At 63.3% G+C, this 24,091-nt stretch carries 21 protein-coding genes; 10 read left to right on the forward strand and 11 right to left on the reverse strand.

Annotated elements, in window-relative coordinates; translation table 11 throughout:
• Positions 1–31: 31 nt before the first annotated feature.
• Entirely contained in the window at positions 32–673 is a 642-nt protein-coding gene (locus M4J40_RS21005; RefSeq protein WP_251756364.1) for an NAD(P)H-dependent oxidoreductase, read from the forward strand.
• 346 nt (positions 674–1,019) lie between these two features.
• Complete coding sequence (gene gyrA / locus M4J40_RS21010; protein WP_257235320.1) at positions 1,020–3,776, forward strand: DNA gyrase subunit A; 2,757 nt, start codon at positions 1,020–1,022, stop codon at positions 3,774–3,776.
• Between the two features lie 108 nt (positions 3,777–3,884).
• Here gyrA and M4J40_RS21015 read toward each other — a convergent pair whose 3' ends face one another.
• Positions 3,885–4,133, reverse strand: a complete 249-nt coding sequence (locus M4J40_RS21015; RefSeq protein WP_251756365.1) for a hypothetical protein — start codon at positions 4,131–4,133, stop codon at positions 3,885–3,887.
• 220 nt (positions 4,134–4,353) lie between these two features.
• Between M4J40_RS21015 and coaD the strand changes: the two genes are divergently transcribed.
• The 4 genes from coaD to M4J40_RS21035 all read left to right on the forward strand — a co-directional run bounded on the left by coaD (position 4,354) and on the right by M4J40_RS21035 (position 6,926).
• Positions 4,354–4,851, forward strand: coding sequence for a pantetheine-phosphate adenylyltransferase (gene coaD / locus M4J40_RS21020; RefSeq protein WP_257235321.1), 498 nt, complete (start codon positions 4,354–4,356; stop codon positions 4,849–4,851).
• 75 nt (positions 4,852–4,926) lie between these two features.
• Positions 4,927–5,415, forward strand: a complete 489-nt coding sequence (locus tag M4J40_RS21025) for a peptidylprolyl isomerase (RefSeq protein ID WP_251756621.1) — start codon at positions 4,927–4,929, stop codon at positions 5,413–5,415.
• Positions 5,416–5,490: 75 nt separating this feature from the next.
• Entirely contained in the window at positions 5,491–5,958 is a 468-nt protein-coding gene (locus M4J40_RS21030) for a peptidylprolyl isomerase (RefSeq protein WP_251756622.1), read from the forward strand.
• 146 nt (positions 5,959–6,104) lie between these two features.
• Positions 6,105–6,926 carry a DUF817 domain-containing protein gene (locus M4J40_RS21035; RefSeq protein WP_251756366.1) on the forward strand — a complete coding sequence of 274 codons (822 nt, stop codon included), beginning with the start codon at positions 6,105–6,107 and terminating at the stop codon, positions 6,924–6,926.
• Here M4J40_RS21035 and M4J40_RS21040 read toward each other — a convergent pair.
• Positions 6,899–7,903 carry an inorganic phosphate transporter gene (locus M4J40_RS21040; protein WP_251756623.1) on the reverse strand — a complete coding sequence of 335 codons (1,005 nt, stop codon included), beginning with the start codon at positions 7,901–7,903 and terminating at the stop codon, positions 6,899–6,901. The genes M4J40_RS21035 and M4J40_RS21040 overlap by 28 nt on opposite strands.
• Positions 7,900–8,541: a DUF47 domain-containing protein gene (locus tag M4J40_RS21045; RefSeq protein ID WP_251756367.1), complete on the reverse strand. Its 642-nt coding sequence runs from the start codon at positions 8,539–8,541 to the stop codon at positions 7,900–7,902. The genes M4J40_RS21040 and M4J40_RS21045 overlap by 4 nt, the downstream gene beginning before the upstream one ends.
• A 302-nt stretch (positions 8,542–8,843) precedes the next feature.
• Here M4J40_RS21045 and queA point away from each other — a divergent pair, with 302 nt between their 5' ends.
• Positions 8,844–9,932 carry a tRNA preQ1(34) S-adenosylmethionine ribosyltransferase-isomerase QueA gene (queA, locus tag M4J40_RS21050; protein ID WP_251756368.1) on the forward strand — a complete coding sequence of 363 codons (1,089 nt, stop codon included), beginning with the start codon at positions 8,844–8,846 and terminating at the stop codon, positions 9,930–9,932.
• Between the two features lie 78 nt (positions 9,933–10,010).
• Here queA and lexA read toward each other — a convergent pair whose 3' ends face one another.
• From lexA to M4J40_RS21075, 5 genes are all read right to left on the reverse strand, one after another.
• Positions 10,011–10,724, reverse strand: coding sequence for a transcriptional repressor LexA (gene lexA, locus M4J40_RS21055; RefSeq protein ID WP_251756369.1), 714 nt, complete (start codon positions 10,722–10,724; stop codon positions 10,011–10,013).
• A 517-nt stretch (positions 10,725–11,241) separates the two neighbouring features.
• Positions 11,242–12,441, reverse strand: coding sequence for a Na+/H+ antiporter NhaA (nhaA, locus tag M4J40_RS21060; protein ID WP_251756370.1), 1,200 nt, complete (start codon positions 12,439–12,441; stop codon positions 11,242–11,244).
• Between the two features lie 174 nt (positions 12,442–12,615).
• Positions 12,616–13,521: a serine hydrolase gene (locus tag M4J40_RS21065; protein WP_251756371.1), complete on the reverse strand. Its 906-nt coding sequence runs from the start codon at positions 13,519–13,521 to the stop codon at positions 12,616–12,618.
• 46 nt (positions 13,522–13,567) lie between these two features.
• Positions 13,568–13,738: a hypothetical protein gene (locus M4J40_RS21070; RefSeq protein WP_251756372.1), complete on the reverse strand. Its 171-nt coding sequence runs from the start codon at positions 13,736–13,738 to the stop codon at positions 13,568–13,570.
• A gap of 11 nt (positions 13,739–13,749) precedes the next feature.
• Complete coding sequence (locus M4J40_RS21075; RefSeq protein WP_251756373.1) at positions 13,750–17,121, reverse strand: DUF5107 domain-containing protein; 3,372 nt, start codon at positions 17,119–17,121, stop codon at positions 13,750–13,752.
• A 180-nt stretch (positions 17,122–17,301) separates the two neighbouring features.
• Here M4J40_RS21075 and M4J40_RS21080 point away from each other — a divergent pair, with 180 nt between their 5' ends.
• The gene (locus M4J40_RS21080; protein ID WP_251756374.1) at positions 17,302–18,141 is read left to right on the forward strand and encodes a helix-turn-helix domain-containing protein; all 840 of its coding nucleotides are present in this window, start codon (positions 17,302–17,304) and stop codon (positions 18,139–18,141) included.
• A 25-nt stretch (positions 18,142–18,166) separates the two neighbouring features.
• On the opposite strand, the gene M4J40_RS21085 is transcribed toward M4J40_RS21080, so the two are convergent.
• Positions 18,167–19,066 carry a LysR family transcriptional regulator gene (locus M4J40_RS21085; RefSeq protein WP_251756375.1) on the reverse strand — a complete coding sequence of 300 codons (900 nt, stop codon included), beginning with the start codon at positions 19,064–19,066 and terminating at the stop codon, positions 18,167–18,169.
• 131 nt (positions 19,067–19,197) lie between these two features.
• On the opposite strand from M4J40_RS21085, the gene M4J40_RS21090 reads away from it, so the two are divergent.
• Complete coding sequence (locus M4J40_RS21090; protein ID WP_251756376.1) at positions 19,198–20,412, forward strand: MFS transporter; 1,215 nt, start codon at positions 19,198–19,200, stop codon at positions 20,410–20,412.
• 282 nt (positions 20,413–20,694) lie between these two features.
• Positions 20,695–22,632, forward strand: a complete 1,938-nt coding sequence (locus M4J40_RS21095; RefSeq protein WP_251756377.1) for a beta-N-acetylhexosaminidase — start codon at positions 20,695–20,697, stop codon at positions 22,630–22,632.
• A 4-nt stretch (positions 22,633–22,636) separates the two neighbouring features.
• Here M4J40_RS21095 and M4J40_RS21100 read toward each other — a convergent pair whose 3' ends face one another.
• Together M4J40_RS21100 and M4J40_RS21105 are read right to left on the reverse strand one after the other, a co-directional pair.
• The gene (locus M4J40_RS21100; RefSeq protein WP_251756378.1) at positions 22,637–23,128 is read right to left on the reverse strand and encodes a GNAT family N-acetyltransferase; all 492 of its coding nucleotides are present in this window, start codon (positions 23,126–23,128) and stop codon (positions 22,637–22,639) included.
• 68 nt (positions 23,129–23,196) lie between these two features.
• A complete protein-coding gene (locus M4J40_RS21105; protein ID WP_251756379.1) occupies positions 23,197–24,030 on the reverse strand; it encodes a helix-turn-helix domain-containing protein in 834 nt (277 codons plus the stop codon).
• Positions 24,031–24,091: the final 61 nt, after the last annotated feature.

A 24,091-nucleotide genomic window follows, 5' to 3' on the forward strand; every position in this document is an offset into this window, starting at 1 on the left:
AACGTTTCCTCCTTCACCAAGGGCTATTTTCATGCTCCTCGAGAAACTCAACTGGCGGTACGCTACCAAGAAATTCGATCCGTCGCGCACGGTGCCGCAGGACAAAGTCGACCTGATCGTGGAGGCGGCGCGGCTGGCCCCGACATCGAGTGGCCTTCAGCCTTACGAACTCCTTGTCATCACCAACCCGGACATCAAGGCGAAGATTCTGCCGATCGCCAGTGGTCAGACGCAGGTCGTGGAAGCCTCGCATCTTCTGGTTTTCGCTGCCTGGGATACCTACACGGCCGACCGTATCAACGAAGCCTTCGACTTTGTCGCCGAAGAGCGGGCACTCGATGGCGAACGGCTCACCAACTGGAACGCCTACAGGCAGAGGCTGCTGTCGGCCTACGTGCCGCGCGACGCCCGCACCAACTTCGAGCATGCCGCGCGCCAGGCCTACATCGGCTTCGGCCTTGCCATCGCCCAGGCGGCGATGCTGGAAGTGGATGCCACCCCGATGGAGGGTTTTGACGCCGAGGCTCTCGACGAGCTGCTTGGGCTCGGGGCGCGCGGTCTCAAGTCGGTCACCATTCTGCCGCTCGGTTATCGTCAGGCCGACAGGGACTGGCTGGTAAACCTCAAGAAGGTGCGCCGTCCGAAGGACAGGTTCGTCACCGAGATCAACTGAGGCGATTTCGGAGTGGTTCGGGGCGTCCTTCGTGCTCTTCTCATGTAAGGGCGCCCGGTGTCCGTGGCGAAGTTTAGGCAAGCTATTCGACGGCTTGATCGAAGCCACCAAAAAGCCCGAATAATCTGTTGATGTGAAACGGTAAATTTGCTCGCCACGATGGCTGTTGACGGGGGCTGGGCACCATGGCTTCCGCCGTCAGAATCGGCTAGAACGAAGCATATCCGGCAGGTCCGGTTTCAAAGGACGATGCGTTGTCCGGCCGGGCGGTAAAGACGTAAAGACAATCCCTGCTTCCTTCATGTCTTTTGACTGGGGAGCGGAGTAGTTCAGGAAGTTTAAGCCATTGGCTGAAGAGACGAAGACACCCGACGGCGCCGAGCCGACCGACATCAAGCCGGTGTCGATCATCGAGGAAATGAAGCGCAGCTATCTCGATTACGCCATGAGCGTGATCGTGTCCCGCGCCTTGCCGGATGTGCGCGACGGCTTGAAGCCGGTGCATCGTCGCATCCTCTACTCGATGAGCGAAAACGGCTATGACTGGAACAAGCCGTATCGCAAGTCGGCGCGCGTGGTCGGTGACGTCATCGGTAAATACCATCCGCACGGTGACAGCTCGATCTACGATGCCTTGGTCCGCATGGCGCAGCCCTTCTCGATGCGGCTGCCGCTGGTGGATGGGCAGGGCAACTTCGGCTCCATCGACGGCGATAGCGCGGCCGCCATGCGTTACACCGAGGTTCGCCTCGAGAGGGTGGCGCAGGCGCTGACGGACGACCTCGACAAGGACACCGTCGACTTCAATCCCAACTACGATGGGTCCGAGCGGGAGCCGTCGGTGCTTCCGGCGCGCTTCCCCAACCTGCTGGTCAACGGCTCCGGCGGTATTGCCGTGGGTATGGCGACCAACATCCCCTCGCATAACCTTGGCGAGGTGGTGGATGCGACCATCCGTCTGATGGACAATCCGGACGCCGACATTGAAGAGCTGATGGAGGTGCTTCCGGGCCCCGACTTCCCGACCGGCGCCATGATTCTCGGCCGTTCCGGAATCCGTCAGGCGTTCATGACCGGTCGTGGCTCCGTCGTCATGCGCAGCCGCGTCGCCATCGAGCAGGTTCGCAAGGACCGCGAAGCGCTGATCGTCACCGAGATTCCCTATCAGGTGAACAAGTCGGTGATGGTCGAGAAAATCGCCGAACTGGTGCGTGAGAAGCGCGTCGAGGGCATCGCCGACCTACGCGACGAAAGCTCGCGCGATGGCATTCGCGTCGTCATCGAACTGAAGCGCGACGCCGTCGCCGATGTGGTGCTTAACCAGCTCTATCGCTTCTCCCAGCTGCAAACGTCCTTTGGCGTCAACATGGTGGCGCTCAACGGCGGCCGCCCGCAGCTGATGAACCTCAAGGATGTGTTGTCGGCCTTCATCGCCTTCCGCGAAGTGGTGGTGACACGGCGCACCCGCTTTCTCTTGGGCAAGGCGCGCGACAGGGCTCACGTGTTGGTCGGCCTTGCCATCGCCGTCGCCAACATCGATGAAGTGATCGCCGTCATTCGCAACGCGCCCGATCCGGGCACTGCCCGCGAGCAGTTGATGACCCGTCGCTGGCCGGCGGCCGACGTCGAGGCGTTGATCCGCCTGATCGACGATCCGCGCCATGAAGTGAACGACGACGGCACGTACAATCTTTCGGAAGAGCAGGCGCGGGCGATTCTCGATCTTCGCTTGCAGCGCCTCACCGCTCTTGGCCGGGACGAGATTTCCGACGAGCTCAACCAGCTGGCCGACGAGATCAAGGGCTATCTCGAGATCCTCGCCTCGCGCGATCGGGTGCTTGAGATCATCCGCAACGAGCTCATCGAGATCAAGACGGCCTATGCCACGCCCCGCCGGACCGAGATCGTCGAGTCCGACGCCGACATGGAAGACGAGGACCTCATCGCCCGCGAGGAGATGGTGGTCACCGTGTCGCATGAGGGCTACATCAAGCGGGTGCCGCTGTCGCAGTACCGGGCGCAGAATCGTGGCGGCAAGGGCCGCTCGGGCATGGCGACCAAGGAAGAGGATTTCGTCACCCGCCTGTTTATTGCCTCGACACATGCGCCGGTGTTGTTCTTCTCCTCGCGCGGCATTGCCTACAAGCTGAAGGTCTGGCGCTTGCCGCTCGGAACGCCGCAGTCTCGCGGCAAGTTCATCAAGAACATCCTGCCTCTGCAGGATGGCGAGCGCATCACCTCGATCTTGGCGCTGCCGGAGGATGAGCGGAGCTGGTCGGATCTCGACGTGGTGTTTGCCACCCGCCTCGGCACCGTGCGCCGCAACAAGCTCAGCGACTTCACGCAGGTCAACCGAAACGGCAAGATCGCGATGAAGTTCGACGACGAGACCGATGGCATCGTCGGTGTCGAGACTTGCACCGAGGACGACGACTTCCTCCTAGTGTCGGCGCTTGGCCAGTGCATTCGCTTCCCCGTTGGGGATGTGCGTGTCTTCAAGGGGCGCGATTCCACCGGTGTGCGCGGCATTTCGCTGGCCGATGGCGACGAGCTGATCTCGATGACCATCTTGCGTCATTTCGACGCCAGCCCGGCCGAGCGGACCGCCTTCCAGAAGCAGTGGGCGGCTGAGCAGCGAATGGCCGGAGACGAAGAGGCCGATGTCGAGGATGTGGTCGTCGACGAAGCCGAGGAGGAGGGCAACGGCATCGATGCTTTGTCTCCCGACCGTTATGCCGAGATGATGCTGGCCCAGCAGTTCGTGTTGACAGTCAACGAGCAAGGCTATGGTAAGCGCTCGTCTTCCTACGAGTTCCGTATCTCGGGCCGCGGAGGCAAGGGCATCAAGGCGACCGACCAGAGCAAGCTCGACGAGATCGGCAAGTTGGTCGCCGGCTTCCCGGTGGAGCCGACCGACCAGATCATGCTGGTGTCCGATGGCGGGCAGCTGATTCGCGTGCCGGTCGGGCAGGTTCGCATCGTCTCTCGTGCCTCGAAGGGCGTTCGCATCTTCAATACGGCCGAGGGCGAGAAGGTCGTGTCGGTCGAGCACATCTCCGACATCGGCGAGGAGAGCAGCGAGGAGAATGGCGTCGAGGAGTGATCTCAGCGCCGTCATCCCGGAAAAAGTCAGGGCGCAAGACGGTGGCCAAACGTCTTGCGCCCTTGCCGCATTCTGATCAAGGCGTGAGAAAGCGTCTCGTTGGGTTTCTCACTCCACGATGGTCAGGCCGGCCGCCACGGTGGTGACGGTGACGCCGATGCCGTACCGCGCCTCCCTGGCGCATACCTTCAAGCCATCAACTGTTTCGACGGCGCAGTTGGTGAGATTCGCCATCTGATCGCCCCGGCTGACTTCCGGATAGAGGGGTTCGGTGGCGCCGATCGACAGAACGGCAGCCGAAAGCCCGGCCATGACGAGGGCCATCTTCCTCAAACGCGGTATACGATGCTTCGTCATGTCAGTCCGCCTTCCTGCGCGAGACCACTGTAAGGGGACAGTTTCGGGCGGGATCGTTACGCGGCAGTTAACGTAATCTGGCGGATTGGACGTATCCGGGTTAATGCTTAACGAGTGGTAAATGCGACCAAGTGCCTAAGTTCAGCCAGCAAGTCGAACGCACCTTCCGGCAGTGGCGACGCAGTTGTTAACAGACTGCGAACCGGCTATTCAGGTGATCATGACGACAGCTCTTTATGCCGGCTCGTTCGATCCGGTCACATACGGCCATCTCGACGTGATCGAGCGCGCTTCGCGCCTGTTCGACAGGCTCGTGGTGGCCATTGGTATCCACCATGAGAAGAAGAGCGAGTTCGACGCCGCCGAGCGCGAGGCGATGCTGCGCGATCTCGTTGCCCCGATCGCCGAGCGGACCGGGGGGGAGATAGAGGTCGTTACCTTCGCCTGTCTGGTGGTCGACATTGCGCGGCGGCATCAGGCACGCGTCATCGTGCGCGGTATCCGCAACAGTTCCGACCTCGACGTCGAAGTGGGCATGGCGGGCATGAATGCGGCCATGGCGCCGGAAATCGACACGGTTTATTTCGGGGCCTCCTCGGGCGTTCGCCATGTCGCCTCGAGCCTGGTCAAGCAGATCGCCAAGTTGGGCGGCGATGTCACTGCCTTTGTTCCGCCGCAGGTGGCGGAGAAACTCCGCGCCCGCTACCCGGCCGAGTGACCGGCTACAACAGGAAACAGGGAGATCGATGTGATCCGCAGAACCTTTCTCGCGGCGCTTGCCGCCACCGGCATCATGCTGGCGAGCGGAGCCAACGCCGCCTCGCCCGACAACATGCTGATCCTGGAAACAAGCAAGGGCAAGGTGACCATCGAACTCAGGCCCGACCTTGCGCCCAAGCACGTCGCGCAGATCAAGACGCTGGTCGGCAAGCACTTCTATGATGGCATCATCTTTCACCGGGTGATCGAGGGGTTCATGGCGCAAACCGGTGATCCTACCGGTACCGGCATGGGCGGTTCCGATTTGCCCGACATCCCGGCCGAGTTCTCCAAGGCGCACTTCGGACGCGGAGCGGTCGGCATGGCGCGCGCGCAGGACCCCAACAGCGCCAACTCGCAGTTCTTCATCATGTTCGATGACGGCGGTTTCCTCGACGGTCAGTATACCGTCTGGGGGCAGGTGACCGACGGGATGGACGTGGTCGACAAGATCAATCGCGGCGAACCGCCGGCAAACCCGGACAAGATCGTCAAGGCGCGTCTTGCTTCCGATCCGAACTGATCGATCGAACTTTCCGCCCGGCCGTGATAAGAGCGCTGCCGGCAACAAGACCGAAAGGAGGCCCGCGTGGCCGATATCAAGGATCCTGAGAACACCCTCGTCATGGAAACCAGCAAGGGCACCGTCGTCATCGAGATGCGGCCCGACCTTGCGCCTAACCATGTGGCTCACATCAAGAAGCTCGTGCGCGAGAAGTTCTACGACGGCATCGTGTTCCACCGGGTGATCGAAGGCTTCATGGCCCAGACCGGCTGCCCGCACGGCACCGGCACCGGTGGATCGAAGTATCCTGACCTGAATCAGGAGTTCAACGCCGAGCCTCACGTGCGCGGCACGGTGTCCATGGCCCGCGCCATGAACCCCAACTCGGCCAACTCGCAGTTCTTCATCTGCTTCGACGATGCCCGCTTCCTCGACAAGCAGTATACCGTGTGGGGCAAGGTTATCGAAGGCATGGAGAACGTGGACAAGATCAAGCGCGGCGAGCCGGTGCGCGATCCCGACACGATCATTTCCGTCGTCGTGGCTGCCGACGCAGCGTAAAGACGTCATCCAATTGATTATGCGCCGACGGAGGTTTCTTCGTCGGCGTTTTTTTGTGGGAGGCGGCCATTCTTCCTGTGCCCGAGCACGCCACTGGCCCATTGTTGGAACCACTGCGCCTGGCTCTTCGAGGGCTTCTGTCGCGCTTGCCGACCCCGATCGCTGAGTTCATCCTGTTCGGTCTGAAACAGGCTTGGTCGTGTCTGTTCGGCGGCGTGATGCTGTCGGCGCTTATCGCCACCAAGTATCTCTGGTCGGCGGATTGGCCTGTTCACCGCTACGACTTTCTTTTCGCTTTTGCGCTGACGATCCAGGTTCTCATGCTTGTCTTCAGGCTCGAGAGCCTTTCCGAGCTGAAGGTGATCGCCGTCTACCACGTGGTCGGCACGGTCATGGAAGTCTTCAAGGTTCATATGGGGTCATGGAGCTATCCGGAGCCCGCGGTGATGGCGATCGGTGGCGTGCCGTTGTTTTCCGGTTTCATGTATGGCTCGGTTGGCAGCTACATGGCGCGGGTGATCCGCGTCTTCGACATGCGTTTCACCAACTATCCGGGGCGCAACTGGACCATCGCCCTGTCGTTGGCCATCTACGCCAACTTCTTCGGACACCATTTCATACAGGATTTCAGGTGGTTCCTGTTCGCGGCGACGGTTCTTTTGTACGGGCGCGTGCGGATCTATTTCACGGTCGATCAGACGCCACGCTGGATGCCGCTCGTCGTCGCGGCGATTCTGAGCTGCTTCTTCATGTGGGTGGCGGAAAATGTCGGAACCTTTACCGGAACCTGGCTCTATCCCGGCCAGGCTTCGTGGCACCTGGTGTCATTCGGAAAGATGGGGTCGTGGTATCTGCTTCTGTTCGTGAGCTTCACCCTGGTGACGCTCGTCCTGCCGCCTCGCCCGCCGGATGATCGGCGGGCGGAGGAAGGTCAGGGGTATCAGGCGAACAGCTCGACCAGCCAGTAAGAGCAGGCGGCGATCGCGGCGCCGGCCGGCATCGTGATGATCCAGGCGATGACGATGTTGCCGGCGATCCCCCAGCGGACGGCCGAAACGCGCCGCGCCGCGCCGACGCCGATGATGGCGCCGGTGATCGTGTGGGTGGTCGACACCGGGATGCCGAAATGCGTGGCGATGAACAGGGTGATGGCGCCGCCCGTCTCGGCGCAGAAGCCCTGCATCGGGTTGAGGCGGGTGATCTTCGAGCCCATGGTGTGAACGATGCGCCAGCCGCCCATCAGCGTGCCGAGCGCCATGGCCGATTGGCAGGCGATCACCACCCAGAACGGCACGTAGAACTCACCACCGAGATAGCCTTGCGAGTAAAGCAGCACGGCGATGATGCCCATCGTCTTCTGCGCGTCGTTGCCGCCGTGGCCGAGCGAGTAAAGCGAGGCCGAGACGAACTGCAGGTGCCGGAAGGTTTTATCCACGGCAAATGGGGTGCGTTTCACGAAGGTCCAGGAGACCGCGAGCACCAGCATCAACGCAAGGAAGAAGCCAAGCGCCGGCGACAGGAAGATGGCCCCCGCCGTCTTGATCAGGCCGGCCCAGACGATCGAGCTGAACCCGGTCTTGGCGAGGCCCGCGCCAACCAGGCCGCCAACCAGGGCATGCGAGGACGACGAGGGAATGCCGGCAACCCAGGTAATGACGTTCCAGACGATCGCACCCATCAGGGCGGCGAACACGACATGCGGCGTGACGATGGACGGATCGATGATGCCCTTTCCGAGCGTCGTTGCGACGTGCAGGCCGAAGAACAGGAAGGCGATGAAGTTGAAGAAAGCCGCCCAGAACACCGCGTACTGCGGCCGGAGCACGCGCGTCGACACGATGGTGGCGATCGAGTTGGCGGCGTCGTGCAGGCCATTGAGGAAATCGAACAGCAGAGCGATGCCGATCAGGCCCATGAGCAACGGAAGGGCGAGCGTCTCCATCAGACGTTCTCGATCACGATGCCGCTGATTTCCTTGGCGACGTCCTCAAACCGGTCGAGGACCTTCTCGAGCTCGCCATAGATCTTGCTGCCGATTATGTAGCCCATGGCATTGCCGGCACCGTGTCGCCGATAGAGGTCCTTGAGGCCGTTGTCATGCAGGAGGTCCGAGTGGCCTTCGACGCGCGTGACCTCTTCCGAAAGAGCCGTCAGACGTGGGGCGTTGGAGCCGACGTTCTTCAGGAGCGGAATGGCTTCGGCGACCAGCTTGGATGCCTGGATGATGTCAGCCCCCATGTCGCGCATGCCTGGATCGAAGGCGCGCTGCTCGAACAGCAGGATCGTTTTCACCACGCGGTGCATGGTGTCGATGGTGTCGTCCATCGACTGTATGAGGTCCTTGATGTCGTTGCGGTCGAACGGCGTGATGAAGCTCCGCCGAACAGCCAGAAGCACCTCGCGGGTAATGCCGTCCGCCTTGTCTTCGAGGGCGACGATCTCGGCGATGCGTGCATCGCGGTCCTCACCCGACAGAAGGGCGTTGAGCGAGTGGGCGGCGCTGACGACGGTTTCGGAATGCTGTGCGAACAGATCGAAGAATTGCTCTTCGTGCGGGAGGAGCTTGCGGAACCACTCAAGCATGGTCGGTCCTTGTTTTCTGGACTTTTCGGGACGCGGTTTATCCGATGAGTTCCCCGGGCGCTAGTCGCAGTTCCCCAGAAGGGTGGTTTTTTAGGCGGATATCCATTGTGTCCTTCGCAAGGAGGGCGTTGGGACTGCGTTCCATGGCTCTTTGGGCCGAGAAAGCTGGTGGCGCAAAGCGCGCTCTTCTTTCGGCTTCTCGCAGCTTCGGCGCTCGACTTGCACGGCAATCTGCGTGGCCAACTGCCTTGGTCTTCTCGCGGGACCGTTGCCTTTCGCAGCGCTCCTGCCTATGCAGAGTCATGCAAGTTTCAGCCTTCGACTTCGATCTGCCACCCGACCGGATTGCCCTGCGCCCAGCCTCTCCGCGTGACGCGTCGCGCCTGCTGGTGGTGAAACCGGGCGAGCCGTTCGAGGACCGGCATGCGCGCGATCTCGCCGAGCTGCTCTCGCCGGGGGATGCGCTGGTGTTCAACGACACCAAGGTCATTCCAGCCCAGCTCGAAGGACGGCGGGAGCGCGAGGGCGCCGAACCCGTTCGCTTTTCCGCCACCTTGCATATGTGTGAGGCGCCGGATCGCTGGCGCGCCTTCGTGAAGGGCGCACGCAAGCTGCGCTCGGGCGATCATGTGGTGTTCTCAGGTGTCGATACGAGCGCGCCCCCTCTGGGCGCTCTCGTGGCGGAGAAGGGGGGCGACGGAGAGGTTACGCTGGTTTTCGACCGTGCCGGACCGGATCTGGATCTGGCGTTGATGGCGGTCGGCCACATCCCTCTTCCGCCCTACATCGCAGCCAGGCGAGCCGAGGATGAGCGCGATCGGGCCGACTACCAGACGGTTTATGCCCGTGAGAGCGGCGCGGTTGCCGCGCCGACTGCCGGCCTCCACTTCACGCCGGATCTTTTCGATCGCCTCGACGCGCGCGGCATCGGCCGGCACTTCGTGACTCTGCATGTGGGAGCGGGCACCTTCCTGCCGATGAAGGTGGACGATACCGAGAACCACAAGATGCATTCCGAGGTCGGTCACGTCTCAGCGGGCACCGCCGATGCGCTCAACGCCGTTCGCGCGCGTGGGGGCAGGGTGGTGGCCGTCGGCACCACGTCGCTCCGGTTGCTGGAAAGTGCGGCTAGCGAAGATGGCCTGATCCGGCCGTTCGCGGGGGCGACCGATATCTTCATCACCCCTGGTTACCGCTTCCGCGCCGTCGATCTGCTAATGACCAACTTTCACCTGCCGAAGTCGACACTGTTCATGCTGGTATCGGCCTTCTCCGGCCTCGACACCATGCATGCCGCGTATGCTCATGCGATTGCCAATGGCTACCGCTTCTACTCCTATGGCGACACGTCGCTGCTCCTTCCCGCGCCAGAGAGCCGGTTGACGAGATAGGGCCTGACTGCACTCGCGACGATACAAAAAGGGGCGCCTGGAAGCGCCCCATAGCCGGTTTCAGGTGCTTGAAAACACTCAGTAGCGGCGCATCAGCGCCACGAGGCGACCCTGGATACGGACCCGGTCGGGGCCGAAAATACGCGTCTCATAGGCCGGATTGGCGGCTTCGAGCGCGACAGAGGCGCCTTTGCGCCGAAGTCGCTTCAGCGTCGCTTCCTCGTCGTCCACCAGCGCCACGATGATGTCGCCGGAGTCGGCCGTGTCGGACTTCTTGATGACCACGGTATCGCCGTCGAGAATGCCTGCCTCGATCATCGAGTCGCCACGCACTTCAAGGGCGTAATGCTCGCCACCTGCCACGAGGTCGATCGGCACGTGGAGGATATGGGATTGGTTCTGGATGGCGGCGATCGGCACGCCGGCAGCAATGCGTCCCATCACCGGCACCGGTACCGTATCGCGGCTGTCGAGCGAAGGCGCCGAGACGGAGGCGGGTGGAGCCTTGCGGCCGCCGTCGCCTTCGATCACCGATGGTGCGAAACCCTTGCGCGCCCTGCCAATGCCCGGCTGCATGGTCTCTGGCAGCTTGATGACTTCCAGCGCTCGCGCCCGATTGGGAAGCCGGCGAATGAAGCCGCGTTCTTCAAGCGCGGTAATGAGACGATGAATGCCGGACTTCGACTTGAGGTCGAGAGCATCCTTCATCTCGTCAAAAGAGGGCGGAACGCCAGACTCTTTCAGACGCTCATGAATGAACATCAGGAGTTCGAGCTGTTTGCGCGTGAGCATCGTCTGGTCCCCGCTGGTCGGCCGGCGCGCCGAAACGCGAATCGGTACAAATCACGAACAGAGTTAACATGTTCCGTGTGTGTTCCGCAATGATTATCGCCCCCGCCAGGAACAGCATGATCAAAGAGGTAAGGGGGCATACGCGCGTGATGCTGCCGTCGGTCGGCGTCGAATCCTCTTCGGGGAAGAGGGTTGAGTGTCGTGCATGGAGGCCGAGAATATAGCCATTCCCGCTTGGACTTCTCCCACTTCGGCGGCGTTGACAGGGCTTGCATCCCGATCGTCGCGGCGGCGAGCTTGAGGAAGCCTTCGTGCGAGAGTTGCGTCTTGTCGTAGTGCGTTGCGCTGCGACGGAGCTGCTCGAGGCGATTGGACACGCGCTCGATGCGGTTGCGATCCTTGTGGGCTTTGAAGTCGCAGGATGGCGGATCGATGAGACCTGCGACCGGGCGAGGCCATCGCTCGGTCGCTTTGCGTTTGTGGCTGACGGATTGCGGCAGAGACGCCGCAGGACCGTTCAGCTTGCGGCGGTGGCGGCTTGGCGGCGCCCGAAGCTTGCGAGGCAGATGGCGCCGAGAACGCCGGAGGCAAGCGAGCCCAGCAGAATGCCGATCTTGACGTGATCCTGAACCGACGGGTCGTCAAAGGCGAGCAACCCGATGAAGAGCGACATCGTGAAGCCGATGCCGCACAGGAGCGACGTTCCGGCCATCTGTCCCCAGCTGGCGCTCGCCGGGAGGTGAGCGACACCCAGTTTGACCAGTACGGCCACCGTCCCCATGACGCCGATCAGCTTGCCCAGCATCAACCCGCCGGCGATGCCCATCGTCAACGGTTCGGCGAACACGCCCATCGACAGGCCGGCAAGGGAGACGCCGGCGTTGGCAAAGCCGAACAAGGGCACGATCAGGAAAGCGACCGGCTTGTGGAGGGCATTCTCCAGCCGATGAAGCGGCGATTCCGCATGGTCTGCTTCCGGGGTGCCCGGCGTCGGCTTGAGCGGAATGGTCAAGGCCAGCATCACGCCGGCCAGGGTAGCGTGGACGCCGGAGGCGAACACGAGCACCCATAGCCCAACTCCCAGAACCAGATACGGCCAGAGCGCCATCACCTTGGCCCGGTTCAGGCCGATAAGCGCGGCGAGGACAACAGCGGTGCCGCCGAGCGCCCACAGGTTGAGATCGGCCGTATAGAACAGCGCGATGACGATGACGGCGCCCAGATCGTCGATGATGGCGAGCGCGGCCAGGAAGATCTTGAGGGAGCTCGGGACCCGGGAGCCGAAAAGCGAGATGACGCCGAGCGCGAAGGCGATGTCGGTGGCGGTTGGAATGGCCCAGCCTCTCAGCGACGACGGATCGCTCCAGTTGAGGGCCACGTAAATCAGGGCGGGAAACAGCATGCCGCCGGCCGCGGCGGCGCCGGGAAGGATGCGCCGGCTCCAGCTCGACAGCTGGCCGTCCAGCATCTCTCGCTTGATCTCCAGTCCGACCAGCAGGAAGAACACCGCCATCAAGGCGTCATTGATCCAGTGCTGGAGGCTTAGGGGGCCAAGGTAGACGTGAAGCGCATCGAAATAGGTGTCAGCAAAGGACGAGTTGGCCGTCAGAATGGCCAGCGCGGCGACAACCATCAGAACGAGGCCGCCAGAAGCCTCTCCATCCAGGAACCGGCGAAGCGTAGACTGGATGTGCTTCGGTTCGATCGGCAAAGACATAGATTATCACTCCAAAAAGCTGGAAGTTGATCAAAGGTCTCCGTCGACTTCGGGTTACCCGTAGCGCACGCAGCACGCGCTATTTTGTCACTATGCTATCGCAGTGAGCACCATATTTCCACGTAGATAGCTATCGCCAAGGGCTTCAACAACAGGCGAAGTTCCCGATCGAGGCTATGCCGTGAACGAACATCTACTCAGGGCAAAGTCCGACGCCTCGAACTCGGCGCCGCCTTCGGTCAAGCCATCGCTAAAGCTGGCTACGGTCACGCCGCGATCCACATCCGGGAAATGATAGACGGCATTCGTGGAAAACGGTCCGCCGCCGGTGTGCCCGATGACACGTCCCGATCCACTGAAGCTACCGATCATCAGGCCGAGACCATAGCTGCATTCCGTCCATGGGCGGCCTTCCAGGGCTCCGCCCAGCGGCAGGGATTGGCGCATCTCGCCCAACATGGACTCGCTCAGAAGCGCCCCGGTGACGAGGCCATGAAGAAGCAGTGCGGCATCCTCGGCCGTTCCCATCAGGCAGCCATGATAGACCCATCCTGGATGGTAGCTGTCCGCACCGCGCCAATGGACGCGCCGGAACTGCTCGCGGGTGGTCGCAAGCTCCAGGCTTTTCAGCCCGAGCGGGCGGCTGACGGTTTCCTCGACAAGGGCGGCGAGAGACAGCCCCGAGGCCGCCTCGATCCATTCCTTCGCCAGCATGTAGCCGACGTTGGAATAGGCCCAGCTCTGGCCGGGGGCGAACAAGAAGCCCTTTGCCATGGTGGCGCCGAGAAGCCTGTCGCGTGGCCACGGAGGCTCCTCGGCGGCAACTGCACGGTGATAGTCGACAAGCGACGCGTAGTCCGGCAAGCCGGCGGTGTGGTTCAGCAACTGCCGAAGCGTGAAGCGCTCGCCGGTGATCTCGTCGTCCAGATCCACCTTGCCACTTTCGTGGAGTTTCAGGGCGCAGATGGCGATGACGGTCTTCGTGAAACTCCAGTAGGGAAACAGCAGCGACGCCTTGCCCCGCGAGGCCCGAGTGCCATCGGCGGAGATCCGAAACGAGTGGATGGTCGTTGCCTGCATGACAGCTCCATACCAATTCGATCGCGTTCCGTCTTGCGGTTTGGCGTCAGCTGCCTCGCTGCACCAGAGCATCGAGCGTGATGTGCTCCTCTAGCATCGCGTCGGGGGAAGGAGACCGGTTTCCGTATCCAGATTCCAGATTCCAGCCGAGAACGGCCGTGCCTTGCGTCGAGAGCGTCAGCTCGGTGACTTCGGTTTCAAGGCACGGCGCGTTCATGTGGGGCCTCCTCAGCTATTGGGAAGATCGCTGAGGAGGTCGGCTGCGAGCGCGTGGTTGGGGTCCAGCTTCAGGGCGGCCTGAAGATGCTCGCGGCCGTTTTCCTTGTCGCCGAGGCCGATGGCGGCTTCGGCGAGCATGACGTGGGCGGAGACGCGACGACGAAGCTGAAGGTCGTCATCGAACAGCAGCATGGTTGGCAGAGAGGTGGCGAAGTAGTCGATCTTCGCCGGCGTCTCCATCGTCTCCTCTGCATAGGCGCGGAGTTCGCCCAGCAGTTTCTCCGCCTCATCCTTGCGTCCGAGCGCCAGAAGCGACAGGGCGGAGAAGAAAGTCTTCTCAGAATAGGCGCGTACCTCCATGCCCAGGAAGTCGCCGGCGAACTCGGCGGCCAGGGTCAGCCAGCGGCTTGCCTCTTCGTTGCGGCCGGCGTCGATGAGCGCCTTGCCCAGCCAGTAGTGGACGTCACTCTGGTTGGCGAGGAGATGACGCGCCTCGCCGAGCGAGTGCGGCGGATGGAGAGCCGCCTCGAACTGAGATACCGCCTTACCGGCGTCACCGGCCGCGAGCGCCTTGCGGCCAAGGCCCAGGTGACCGCGTACCCATTGATCGAGGGCGAGGCCTTCGCCGCCCTCCCAGGGCTGGAACAGACGTCCGGCAATCAGCGGGGCCGATTTCTCGGGCCGGCCGAGCTGATTGTAGAGGGCGGAGAGCTCGACGCTGAGATCGTCACGACAAGCCACGAGATCGAACCGACTTTCCAGTTCGGCGAGGCGTTCGGCCGGCGAGCGGCCGATGCGCTTCCAGAGCTGATCTCGCTCGTAGACGAGGCGGGCGTCGGACGGAGCCGCGGCCAGCGCCTTGTCGTAGGCGGTAACGGCTTTCTCCACCGAGCCCTCGATGTTGAAGTAGCCGATGCCGAGGTTGCGCCATGGGATCGACCACGATGGATCGATGGCGACGGACTTCTCCCACATGGCGATCGCGTCAGCATGGCGGCGGCGATCGTAGAGGAGGTTGCCGAGATAGCAGGGCGCTCGGCCATCGCAGGGGCTCATGGCGATTGCCGTTTCCAGCGCGGTGATATCTTCGAGACGGGCTGGGAAACAGTAATCGGGCGATGCCTTGGCGGCGGCAGCGAGATAGGGCTCGGACGACTTTCCAAGCCGGCTGGCGAGAAGGGCGGCATGATAGTGAAGAAGCGGCGATGCGCTGTTGCCGCTGGTGGCGATACGGCTCTCGAGCAGCGACAGCGCATCGGCGACAAAGCCACCGCGCGCCGCCTCGATGGCGACGTCGAGAGAAAGCTGGTCGTCGCCGTCGAACGGCTGTCCCATCAGTGCGCGGGCACGGGCGTCGAGCGGGTCACGGGCCAGCGTTTCAGCGACAAGCGCGCGGCCTTCATCTCCCCGACAGAGCTTGAAGAGCAGCGCCGCGCGAAGGTTGCGGGCGACCGAGTTCTCGACGTCATGACGGAGCGCTTCCTCGACATGGGCCAACGCGTCGGCAAGGGCGCCGCGGGTCCCGTCGATTTCCGCCAGCGCCAAATGGGCAGGGCCGCGCCAGGCGGCGTTCCATGTCGCCTTGTAGAGAGCATCGTAGGCGGCGTCGGTCCGGCCGAGATAGCGCAGGGCAAGACCGAGATGATAATGCGCCTCACCGGTCGACGGGTTCGGATTGCGCCGTGTCAATCGCTCGATCGCCTTGCGCAGGCAAGCTTCGGCGACCGCGAACTCGCCCCGCCTCAGATGCCAGATGCCGAGGGCCGTGTTGCATCTGATATCACCTGGGTCGCGACGAAGCGCTTCGCGCCAGTAGATGTCGGCGGGGCGTGTTGCGTGGCGGTACTGGTCGAGATGGACGCCGGTCATCCATAGCTCGTCGGCGCTTTCGATCTCGGCGGGCGGCGGCGGTTCGGTGGCGGGCGGCGGAATGATCACTTCGTCCCGATCAACCGGGCGGCGTTCGACCAGCGTCGCGCCATCCTTTTTCACGGTGATGCGGACGTCTTCGCTGTCGATGCCCTCGGCGAGGTCGACAGGAAAGAGGAGCGGTCCGGTCGGATCGAGATCGGCGGAGCGCTCGGCAAGCGTCCGGTTCCCGACCGAGACGGTAATGCGCGCGCCGGCAACGGCCTCGGTCGCCTGTACGCCGACCGTCAGTCTGGAGCCATTGAGCTTCAGGCCGATGGCGGCCTTGAGGGTTGCCGCGGCGGCGGCTCCGATCTGACGGATCGGGTACCAGTACTGCGAGAAGGTCTTGGTCTCGCCCGGTACCAGGAAGGAGAAGTCGGGCTGGTTGTCGGTGTAGACGCCGGCCATGATCTCGATATAGGGCCAGCAGATGCCGTTCTCGTCGGGTTCGGTCAGGTTCCTGTCCCAGGCGTAGCCGAAGTCGTGGTTGCCCCATGTCCACTGCTTCTTGCCAGGGGATATGTGATGGTTCGCGACATGGACGATTCCCGCATCGACGGCATGGTCATAGCCGCCGAAGAAATCGTCGCGCGAACCAAGGCACATGTAGCTCGTCGGCACCGGAATGTTGGAGTACCAGCGGAGGTCGTTGGGGGCATAGCCCCGCCGAGGCACGAACTGCGCCGGCGTTTCCTCGGGCGGTACGCCGTTCTTGGCGCGCCCGGCATAGTCGATGCCGTAATAGCGGCCCTCGCAACCAGGAAAGGCCGATGTCGCGCGCTTGGCGTGATCGGCGATGAAGTGGACGTCCTCCGGGAAGAAGCTCTGATAGTCCTCATGAACCTCCGTGGCGACATTCGCCCACCACAGGAAGGTCTGGGTCAGCTCGGTGCGATTGTGCAGGCGAACCGCAAGTTCGAGGCAGGCCTTGCCAGGGCTGAGGCGTACGCCGTGCATGCCCTTCATGCGATTCATCGGTTCGTGCTCGGACAACCAGATCACACGAGATCCGTCGGATTCCTCGACGATTTCCCAAGCCGTTGGCATGTAGGTGCTGGGGCGGTGATGCTGGGGCCAGTTGAACTCGATGCCGCCGGACAGCCACGGACCGGCAAGGCCGACGAGTGCCGGCTTGATGACGCGATTGCGATAGACGAGGTCATAGCCGTTGATCTTGTCGACGACGGCGTAGATGCGGCCACCGAGCTCGGGGAGAACGGTGACGCGGAGATACTCGTTCTCGATATGCAGCGCCGTCCAGCTTTTCTCGCGGAGCTCGGGTGCGATGCGATCGAAGAAGGGCAGCGGATAGACGCGGCCGCTCGACCCCTGGAAGACACGCTTTTCAAGGAACATCGGATTGCGGTCGGCGGGAGCCGGCTCGTAGGTCGGGATGACGAGCGGCGCCGACCATGCCCTGACCGGCCCGGCGAGCGTCGCAGGCGCTTCGGGGAGTTCGACTTGTTTCATGGCGCGTTCCTTCCCATCCCGGAGCCGGGGACCTGTCGTTGTCGGAACGCTAGGCGTCGGCCCCATTGGCGTGAATAGCGGTAACGATGGACATCATGGAGGATACTCTGATAGCGTCATCCCATGTTGGAGGGTGGCGAACAGCGGATCAAAGAGGGTTTCCCGGGGCAGAGGTCTATCGTGCTGCCGCGTCCGGTGGTGTCCGGCTGGCTGGATGGACAGCCGCTGATCGAGTTGCTGCCGAGCGACGTTGGCCACTATCCGCGCGCCCAATGGCACTTCGTTGAGCGGCCGGACGGCATTTCCCAGACGGTTCTGATCTATTGCACCGACGGTTGCGGGTGGGCGCGTGTCGGCGACGTCAGTTTGCGCATTCGTCCGGGACAGGCTCTGGTCGCGCCGGCAGGAGCGGCGCACGCCTATGGCGCTGCCCCTGAAGACCCATGGACGATCTACTGGGTGCATCTCGATGGCGCCAAGGTGGCGATGCTGCCCGTTCTGCTGGAGCTCGATCCAGAGGAACCGCTGCTGAATCCCGGGCGCGATCCGGCCATCCCGACGCTGTTCGAGAAGATGCTTTCGATCCTCGGGCGAGGCTATACGCCGGACAATCTGCTGTCGGCTTCGATGGCGCTGGGGCAGCTCGTCACCCATCTCGTGGTTCTGCGCCACCGGTCGCCCAACCGAGATGACAATCTCGACCAGCGCATTCGCCGCGTGATCGATGTGATGCAGGGCAATCTCAGCCGGTCGTTGAAGGTCGACGAGTTGGCGCGCGAGGCCAACCTGTCATCGTCGCATCTGGCTGCGGTGTTCAAGAAGCGAACCGGCTTTACCGTGCTCGACTTCTTCATTCGCCTGAAGATCCAGCGCGCCTGCTTCCTGCTCGACACCACAGACCAGTCGGTCAAGGCCATCGCCGCCGATCTCGGCTTCGACGATCCCCTGTATTTTTCCCGCTGCTTCCGGCGGGTGCACGACAGTTCACCGACGCAGTACAGGGCGTTGCGAAAGGGGTGATGGGGTTCGCTTCTGTCGGCCGTGGTCAGGATGCAAAGCGCGGCTTCAGGAAGGCGGCCAGTTCTCCGATGAAAAGGGAGAGCAGGCGGGACTGTGATCGGCTGACTGGGTGGATGGCAAAGAACGAGGCCGGATCCGGCTCGAAGGCGTCGAGGACGGTCACCAGCCGTCCTTCGTCAACATGCTCCTGAACCTCCCAGAGGGATTTCTGCGTCAGACCGAGGCCGGCCACCGCCCAGGTCACCGGCAACTCGGAACTGCTGGTCGCAAGTCGCGCCGATACCCGCACGATCCTCGACGCTTCGCCGCGTCCGAAGCGCCAGTCGGCGTGAAAGTGGCCGCCGGCATTGAATATCAGGCAGTCATGCGCGGTGAGATCGTCGGGCTGTTCGGGGATGCCGCGGGCCTTCAGGTAGTCGGGGCTTGCGACGGTGACCCTGCGGGTCGATGCCAGCAGGCGGCCGGTGAACTCCGATTCGACGGCGGGACCGCCGCGGATGGCGATGTCGAAGCCTTCCCCGACAATGTCGACGTAGCGATCTTCCAGCACCAGTTGAAGGCGAATATCCGGATAGCGGATGACGAACTCACCGACGAAAGGGGCGATCCAGCGACGGCCGATCGGCATGGGCGCGGTAATCCTCAGCGTTCCCCTAGGAGTGGACGACAGGTCGCGAACGCGCGTTTCAAGGTCGTCTATGGCGGCAAGGATCGGCTGCATTTCCGAGAGGTAGAGCCGCCCGGCCTCGGTCAGGGACTGGCGTCGTGTGGTCCTGGCGATCAATCGAACGCCGAGCCGGGTTTCGAGACTGGTCAGGCGGTCCGAGACCACCGAGACCGACAGGCCGAGGTGTCTCGACGCCGCCGACAGGCTGCCATGTCTCACGATGGCCGCGAGAGCCGCCATTTCCAGATCTGTTCGCAACTCGATCTTCCGAATTTTCCGAATGGTCCTTCCGATATCACATGTTTATTCCGGGAGAAATCAAACCTAGGTTGGCGCTTCAAAGATCGATTCCGGGACGTCCCGCGTGATCGCCAGCATGATTGGTCCCGATGAACACTGCCGCCAAGACGTCCCTCTTCAGCGCCGCGACAATTGCCGAGTTCGCGCTGGCTATCGGCGCTTTCGCCATTGGTACCGGCGAGTTCGCCGCCATGGGCTTTCTGCCTGACGTCGCCAATGGCTGGCAGGTCACCGTGCCGGCCGCCGGACGGATCATCAGCGCCTATGCGCTCGGTGTCGTGGTCGGCGCGCCGTTGATCGCTGTCGTCGGAGCCAGGTTGTCGCGGCGCGTTCTGTTGCTGATCCTCATGGGCATCTTTGCCCTGGGGAACCTTGCCAGCGCGCTGGCGCCGAGTTTTGTCAGCCTGGTGGTTCTGAGGTTCGTAAGCGCCTTGCCGCATGGCGCCTATTTCGGGGTCGCCGCGCTGGTGGCTGCGGGCATGGCAGGCCCCGACGGGCGCGCCCGTGCCGTCGGCCGCGTCATGCTTGGCCTGACCATCGCGACGCTTGTCGGCACGCCGGTTGCGACGTGGGCGGGCCAGGCGCTCGGCTGGCGCGTTGCCTTCGCGATTGTGGGGGTGCTAGGCCTGATGACGGTAGCGATGGTTTCCGTTTGCGTTCCACGCGATCGTCCGATGCCCGGGGCAAGCCCTTTGCGGGAACTGGGCGCGTTGCGTGAGGTGCAGGTCTGGCTGACGCTGGCCATTGGCGCGACGGGCTTTGGTGGCATGTTCGCGGTGTTCAGCTACATCACCCCGACGCTCGTCAATGTGTCGCACATTCCCGAAAGCGCCGTCCCCTTCGTGCTCAGCGTGTTCGGCGCCGGCATGATCGCCGGCAACATCGTGGGACCCAAGCTGGCCGATCGGGCGCTGCTGCCGACGATCGGCGGCTTGATGGCCTGGAACGTGCTGGTTCTGGTGCTGTTTACCGTGGCGGTGCGCCAGCCGGTGATGGCGGTCATCGTCGTCTTCTTCATCGGTACCGGATTCGCCGTGGTGCCCACCCTCCAGACCCGCCTGATGGATGTGGGCAAGGATGCCCAGACGCTGGCGGCGGCGCTCAATCATTCGGCCTTCAACATGGCTAATGCGCTCGGCGCCTGGCTGGGAGGCGTTTCGATCGCCGCCGGCTACGGCTGGGCCTCAACCGGTTGGGTGGGCGCGGCGCTCGGCTTGGTCGGGGCGGCAGTGTTCGTCGTCTCGCTGCTTCTCGACAGGAAGACGAGAGCCTCCAAGACCCAGCCGGAGCACTCGGCAGGCTGACGGGAACTCCAGCACGATCCGGGTGGCTGTCGCGCAAATCGCGGCGTCGGATCTCCTTGTGCCTCGACCCGACGCAACAGGCCGCAGTGCTCTGGGGACGGGCATGGTCATGGCAGGCGACTTTTCTGTTCCTTGAAGATACGGCGAACTTGCGCCTTGCTCGTTGCTGCCTTCCTATCGGGCAGCGGCGATCGCATCGGGCTTTGGGGCCAGCCCGTGTCCTCTGAAGCACCGGAGGACGCGGCTTCCAGGTTTCGGGCTCGGTCGCGGGGAGGAGTTCAGATGACCGACCAGCAATGGGTGCCCGGCGCTCCCGAAGCCACGTGTTTGCATCTCGATTGCCTTTGGCAACCGTCGGAAGACGATCCGGCCGGCCGTTTCGTGTTCGAGCTCCGCAATACCGGCGCTATGCCGGTCGATGGCTTCCGCCTGGCCTTCACCACGCTTCGGTTCGTCGAGCGCGATCCATCCGCCAACAACGCGCGCCTTCTCGACAGACGGGGATACTTCCACGAGGTCGCGCCGCCCGATGGCTTCCGTTTCGTCTCCGGTGGTGTGTGGCGCTTCTCTCTCGGCGGCATCACGGGGGAGCCGCTGCATCGCGGGGAGGGGATTGTCTCGGCCTACCTGACCGAAGCGGACGGAGAGAGGCGGACGGTTGCTGTCGGCGATCTGAGGCGAGAGTTCCCCGAACAGCGCATTGCGTCCGGCGCGGCTTCAGCCTCTCCCTTTGCGCTGATGCCTTGGCCGGCCAATGTGGAGCTCATGCCTTCGGATCGTATACCCGGCTATCTGGTGCCGGCCGATGGCGCCACCGCGGAGGAGCTGTCGGCTGTTTCTTCCGTGATGGCCCTGTTCCGCCGACTGTTTCCGACCGATCCCGCGCCTTTCTCGCTGATGGCGCTGCCGGGCGACCTTCTGTTGCGCTTTGCGGTCGATGCGTCGCTCGGCAGAGAGGCATATCGTCTGGAATTTGGCGCCGACGCCGTTCTGATCACGACAGCCGACGCTGCCGGGTGTCAACATGCCCTGATGGCGCTCGGGCAGCTCTTGCGGGGCGCGCGAGCCGGAGACGGGTTCCGCTTTCCGGCGGGCGGTCACATTGTAGATCGGCCACGCTTTGCCTGGCGCGGTTGCCATCTCGATACTGCCCGCCGCTTCTTCCCCGTCGGCGATATCGCCCGCTTCCTCGACTGTCTCGCCTATCTCCGGATCAACGTCTTCCACTGGCATCTCACCGATGACGAGGCCTGGAGGCTGGAGATTGGCGGCTATCCGGAGCTGACCTCGGCCGGATCGCTGCGCGGGCCGGGTGCTCCATTGCCGCCGCAGCTCGGCGACGGTGCGCAGGCAAGTGGCGGCTTCTATAGCCACGCCGACGTGCGGGCGCTGGTTTCCCATGCCAGCCACCTCAACATCGAGATCGTGCCGGAGATCGACATTCCCGGCCACAGCACCGCCGCTCTTGCCGCGCTGCCGGCGCTAGCCGACCCGGCCGAACCGGCTGGTGCCTATGCGTCCGTTCAAGGGTTTGCCAACAATGCCCTCAACCCGGCGATCGACCTGACGTGGACGATGCTTGAGGCCGTGTTCGATGACCTCGCGACCCTGTTCCCGTCGCCTTACCTGCATGTCGGCGGCGACGAGGTGGCGCACGGGGCATGGCAATCCTCGCCTCTGGCAGTCCGCCTGATGGCCGATCTCGGCCTTGATGGCGCCGAGGCGCTGCAGTCGCACTTCATGCGCCGGGTTCAGGCAATGCTGAGGAAGCGAGGCCGCCAGCTCGCCGGCTGGAACGAGGTCGGCAACGGGGAGGGCGTCGATGCCGAGGGAACGCTTCTCACTGTCTGGCAGAAGGCGGCGATCGGCGCCGGCCTCGCGCGGCGCGGCTACGACATCGTCATGGCGCCGGCCGAGGCCTATTATCTCGATATCGCCCATTCCAACGGCTGGGACGAGATCGGCATGAGCTGGGCCGGGGCCACGTCACTGGAAACGGCCTATGCCTACGAGGTGGGGGACGACATTCCCGCCGAGATTCTGCCTCGCCTCAGGGGCATCCAGGCCTGTCTCTGGACCGAACTGGTCGACAGTCGCGCCCACTTCAACCACTTGGTATTTCCGCGCCTTGCCGCCGTCGCCGAGGCGGGCTGGACGCCGGCGGCAAACAAGAACTGGGAGCGGTTCAGCATGCTGAACCGTTTCCGCCCGAGTATGTGACGATCTACTCGGTCGGCGCGTGCAGCAGCGGTTTCAGCAGCCCTTTGTAGACGCTGCCATCCGAGTCGGGGATCGGGATGGCGCCAACGGCGCGGGTGTAGAAGTCCACGGGGCCGGCCCAACCAATGGCCGCGTAGCCGTAGCCGCGCTCGCGCATGGCCAGCAGCGTCCTGATAAGCAGGGCCTTGCCTATGCCGAGACCGCGTGCCGCCTCGTCGACGCCTGTCGGGCCGAAGAAGCCGAGGGCGACCCCGTCATAGCAGGCAAATCCCAAGAGCTTGCCCTCCCGCACCGCGATCAGGCAGGCATTGGGATCACGCGAGAAGGCGACCTGCGCTTCGCTCACCCAGCCGGCGCTGAAGCGGGCAGCGATCCAGGCGCGGATGGTGTCGAGTTCGGGCGCCAGCGCCCGGCGGATGACGATGCCTTTGTCCGCCAGCTGCCTGTCTAGGTCAGCGTCGGCAACGACGTCGTAGAGCTTCACCAGAAGGTCCATGGTTGCATTCTCGTCTTGAGATCGGGTGGCCGACAGCGACCTTGCGATGGCTGTATCAGCGCGGAGAGCTAGGCGTCCAGAACCATCCGCCTTTGGCCTTGCAGAAAGGCACGCGGCGGTTCGCCGAACTCCTCCCTGAAGCTTGCCGTGAAGGCGCTGGGCGAAGAATAGCCGAGCGTCAACGCAACCTCGGTGACGCTCTCGCCGCGTTCCAGATGCTCGATGGCGGCGAGGAGGCGAAGCCGGGCTCTCCAGCGGCGATAGGTCAGGCCGGTCTCGGCGGCAAACAATCGCTCCAGGGTGCGTGTACTGGCGCCGACAAAGCTCGCCAGTTCGGCGAGAGGACGGCTATCCTCCGGGTGTTCGCCGAGGTGGCGAGTAAGGCGGACCAAACGAGGGTCGCGACCGCCGGGCAAGTTCAGTGGCGCCTCGGCGAGGCGGTCCAGCTCATCGATCATCACGTCGCAGAAGCGTAGGCGGCGTGCCTCGTCGGTCTCCTTGACCAACAGTGTTTCCAGTCGAAGCGTCATCTCGCGCATCAAGGGCGTTACCGCGAGCACGGCGCAACGGTCCGGGCGCTTGGCGCCGGTTCGTACGGCGCGGGACGGATCGACGAAGACGTGCCGCACCTCCGCCCGCGTTTCGCTCGCCACCTGATGGCGCGTTCCGCCGGGTATCCAGACCGCGTGCGTTGGCGGAACGATCCAGACGCAATGATCGCTGACGATGCGCAACACGCCTTTCTTCGCCCAGGCATACTGGCCGCGCGGGTGCGAATGCGGTCGCACGATTCGACCGGCGATCAACGTCTGGCTGCGGATTAGCAGTGGACGAGCGGGGTCGAGGATGTAGGAAACGGGCGAAGGTTCGAAGAATGGCGTGTCGGCGACATTTCTTGGCATGATGGCATCTTAACGCCAGCGCCGCCTTTCCGATAGGGTGCCCTTCCATCAGACGCATAGA

Origin of the sequence: Pleomorphomonas sp. JP5, from assembly GCF_023721815.1 — a bacterium.
Classification (GTDB): domain Bacteria; phylum Pseudomonadota; class Alphaproteobacteria; order Rhizobiales; family Pleomorphomonadaceae; genus Pleomorphomonas.

Excerpts from the sequence above, each read along its gene's own strand:
- M4J40_RS21005 (WP_251756364.1), top strand. The coding sequence starts at position 32 with ATGCTCCTCGAGAAACTCAACTGGCGGTACGCTACCAAGAAATTCGAT.
- M4J40_RS21015 (WP_251756365.1), bottom strand. The coding sequence starts at position 4,133 with ATGACGAAGCATCGTATACCGCGTTTGAGGAAGATGGCCCTCGTCATG.
- coaD (WP_257235321.1), top strand. The coding sequence starts at position 4,354 with ATGACGACAGCTCTTTATGCCGGCTCGTTCGATCCGGTCACATACGGC.
- M4J40_RS21025 (WP_251756621.1), top strand. The coding sequence starts at position 4,927 with ATGCTGGCGAGCGGAGCCAACGCCGCCTCGCCCGACAACATGCTGATC.
- M4J40_RS21045 (WP_251756367.1), bottom strand. The coding sequence starts at position 8,541 with ATGCTTGAGTGGTTCCGCAAGCTCCTCCCGCACGAAGAGCAATTCTTC.
- queA (WP_251756368.1), top strand. The coding sequence starts at position 8,844 with ATGCAAGTTTCAGCCTTCGACTTCGATCTGCCACCCGACCGGATTGCC.
- lexA (WP_251756369.1), bottom strand. The coding sequence starts at position 10,724 with ATGCTCACGCGCAAACAGCTCGAACTCCTGATGTTCATTCATGAGCGT.
- nhaA (WP_251756370.1), bottom strand. The coding sequence starts at position 12,441 with ATGTCTTTGCCGATCGAACCGAAGCACATCCAGTCTACGCTTCGCCGG.
- M4J40_RS21065 (WP_251756371.1), bottom strand. The coding sequence starts at position 13,521 with ATGCAGGCAACGACCATCCACTCGTTTCGGATCTCCGCCGATGGCACT.
- M4J40_RS21070 (WP_251756372.1), bottom strand. The coding sequence starts at position 13,738 with ATGAACGCGCCGTGCCTTGAAACCGAAGTCACCGAGCTGACGCTCTCG.
- M4J40_RS21075 (WP_251756373.1), bottom strand. The coding sequence starts at position 17,121 with ATGAAACAAGTCGAACTCCCCGAAGCGCCTGCGACGCTCGCCGGGCCG.
- M4J40_RS21090 (WP_251756376.1), top strand. The coding sequence starts at position 19,198 with ATGAACACTGCCGCCAAGACGTCCCTCTTCAGCGCCGCGACAATTGCC.
- M4J40_RS21095 (WP_251756377.1), top strand. The coding sequence starts at position 20,695 with ATGACCGACCAGCAATGGGTGCCCGGCGCTCCCGAAGCCACGTGTTTG.
- M4J40_RS21100 (WP_251756378.1), bottom strand. The coding sequence starts at position 23,128 with ATGGACCTTCTGGTGAAGCTCTACGACGTCGTTGCCGACGCTGACCTA.
- M4J40_RS21105 (WP_251756379.1), bottom strand. The coding sequence starts at position 24,030 with ATGCCAAGAAATGTCGCCGACACGCCATTCTTCGAACCTTCGCCCGTT.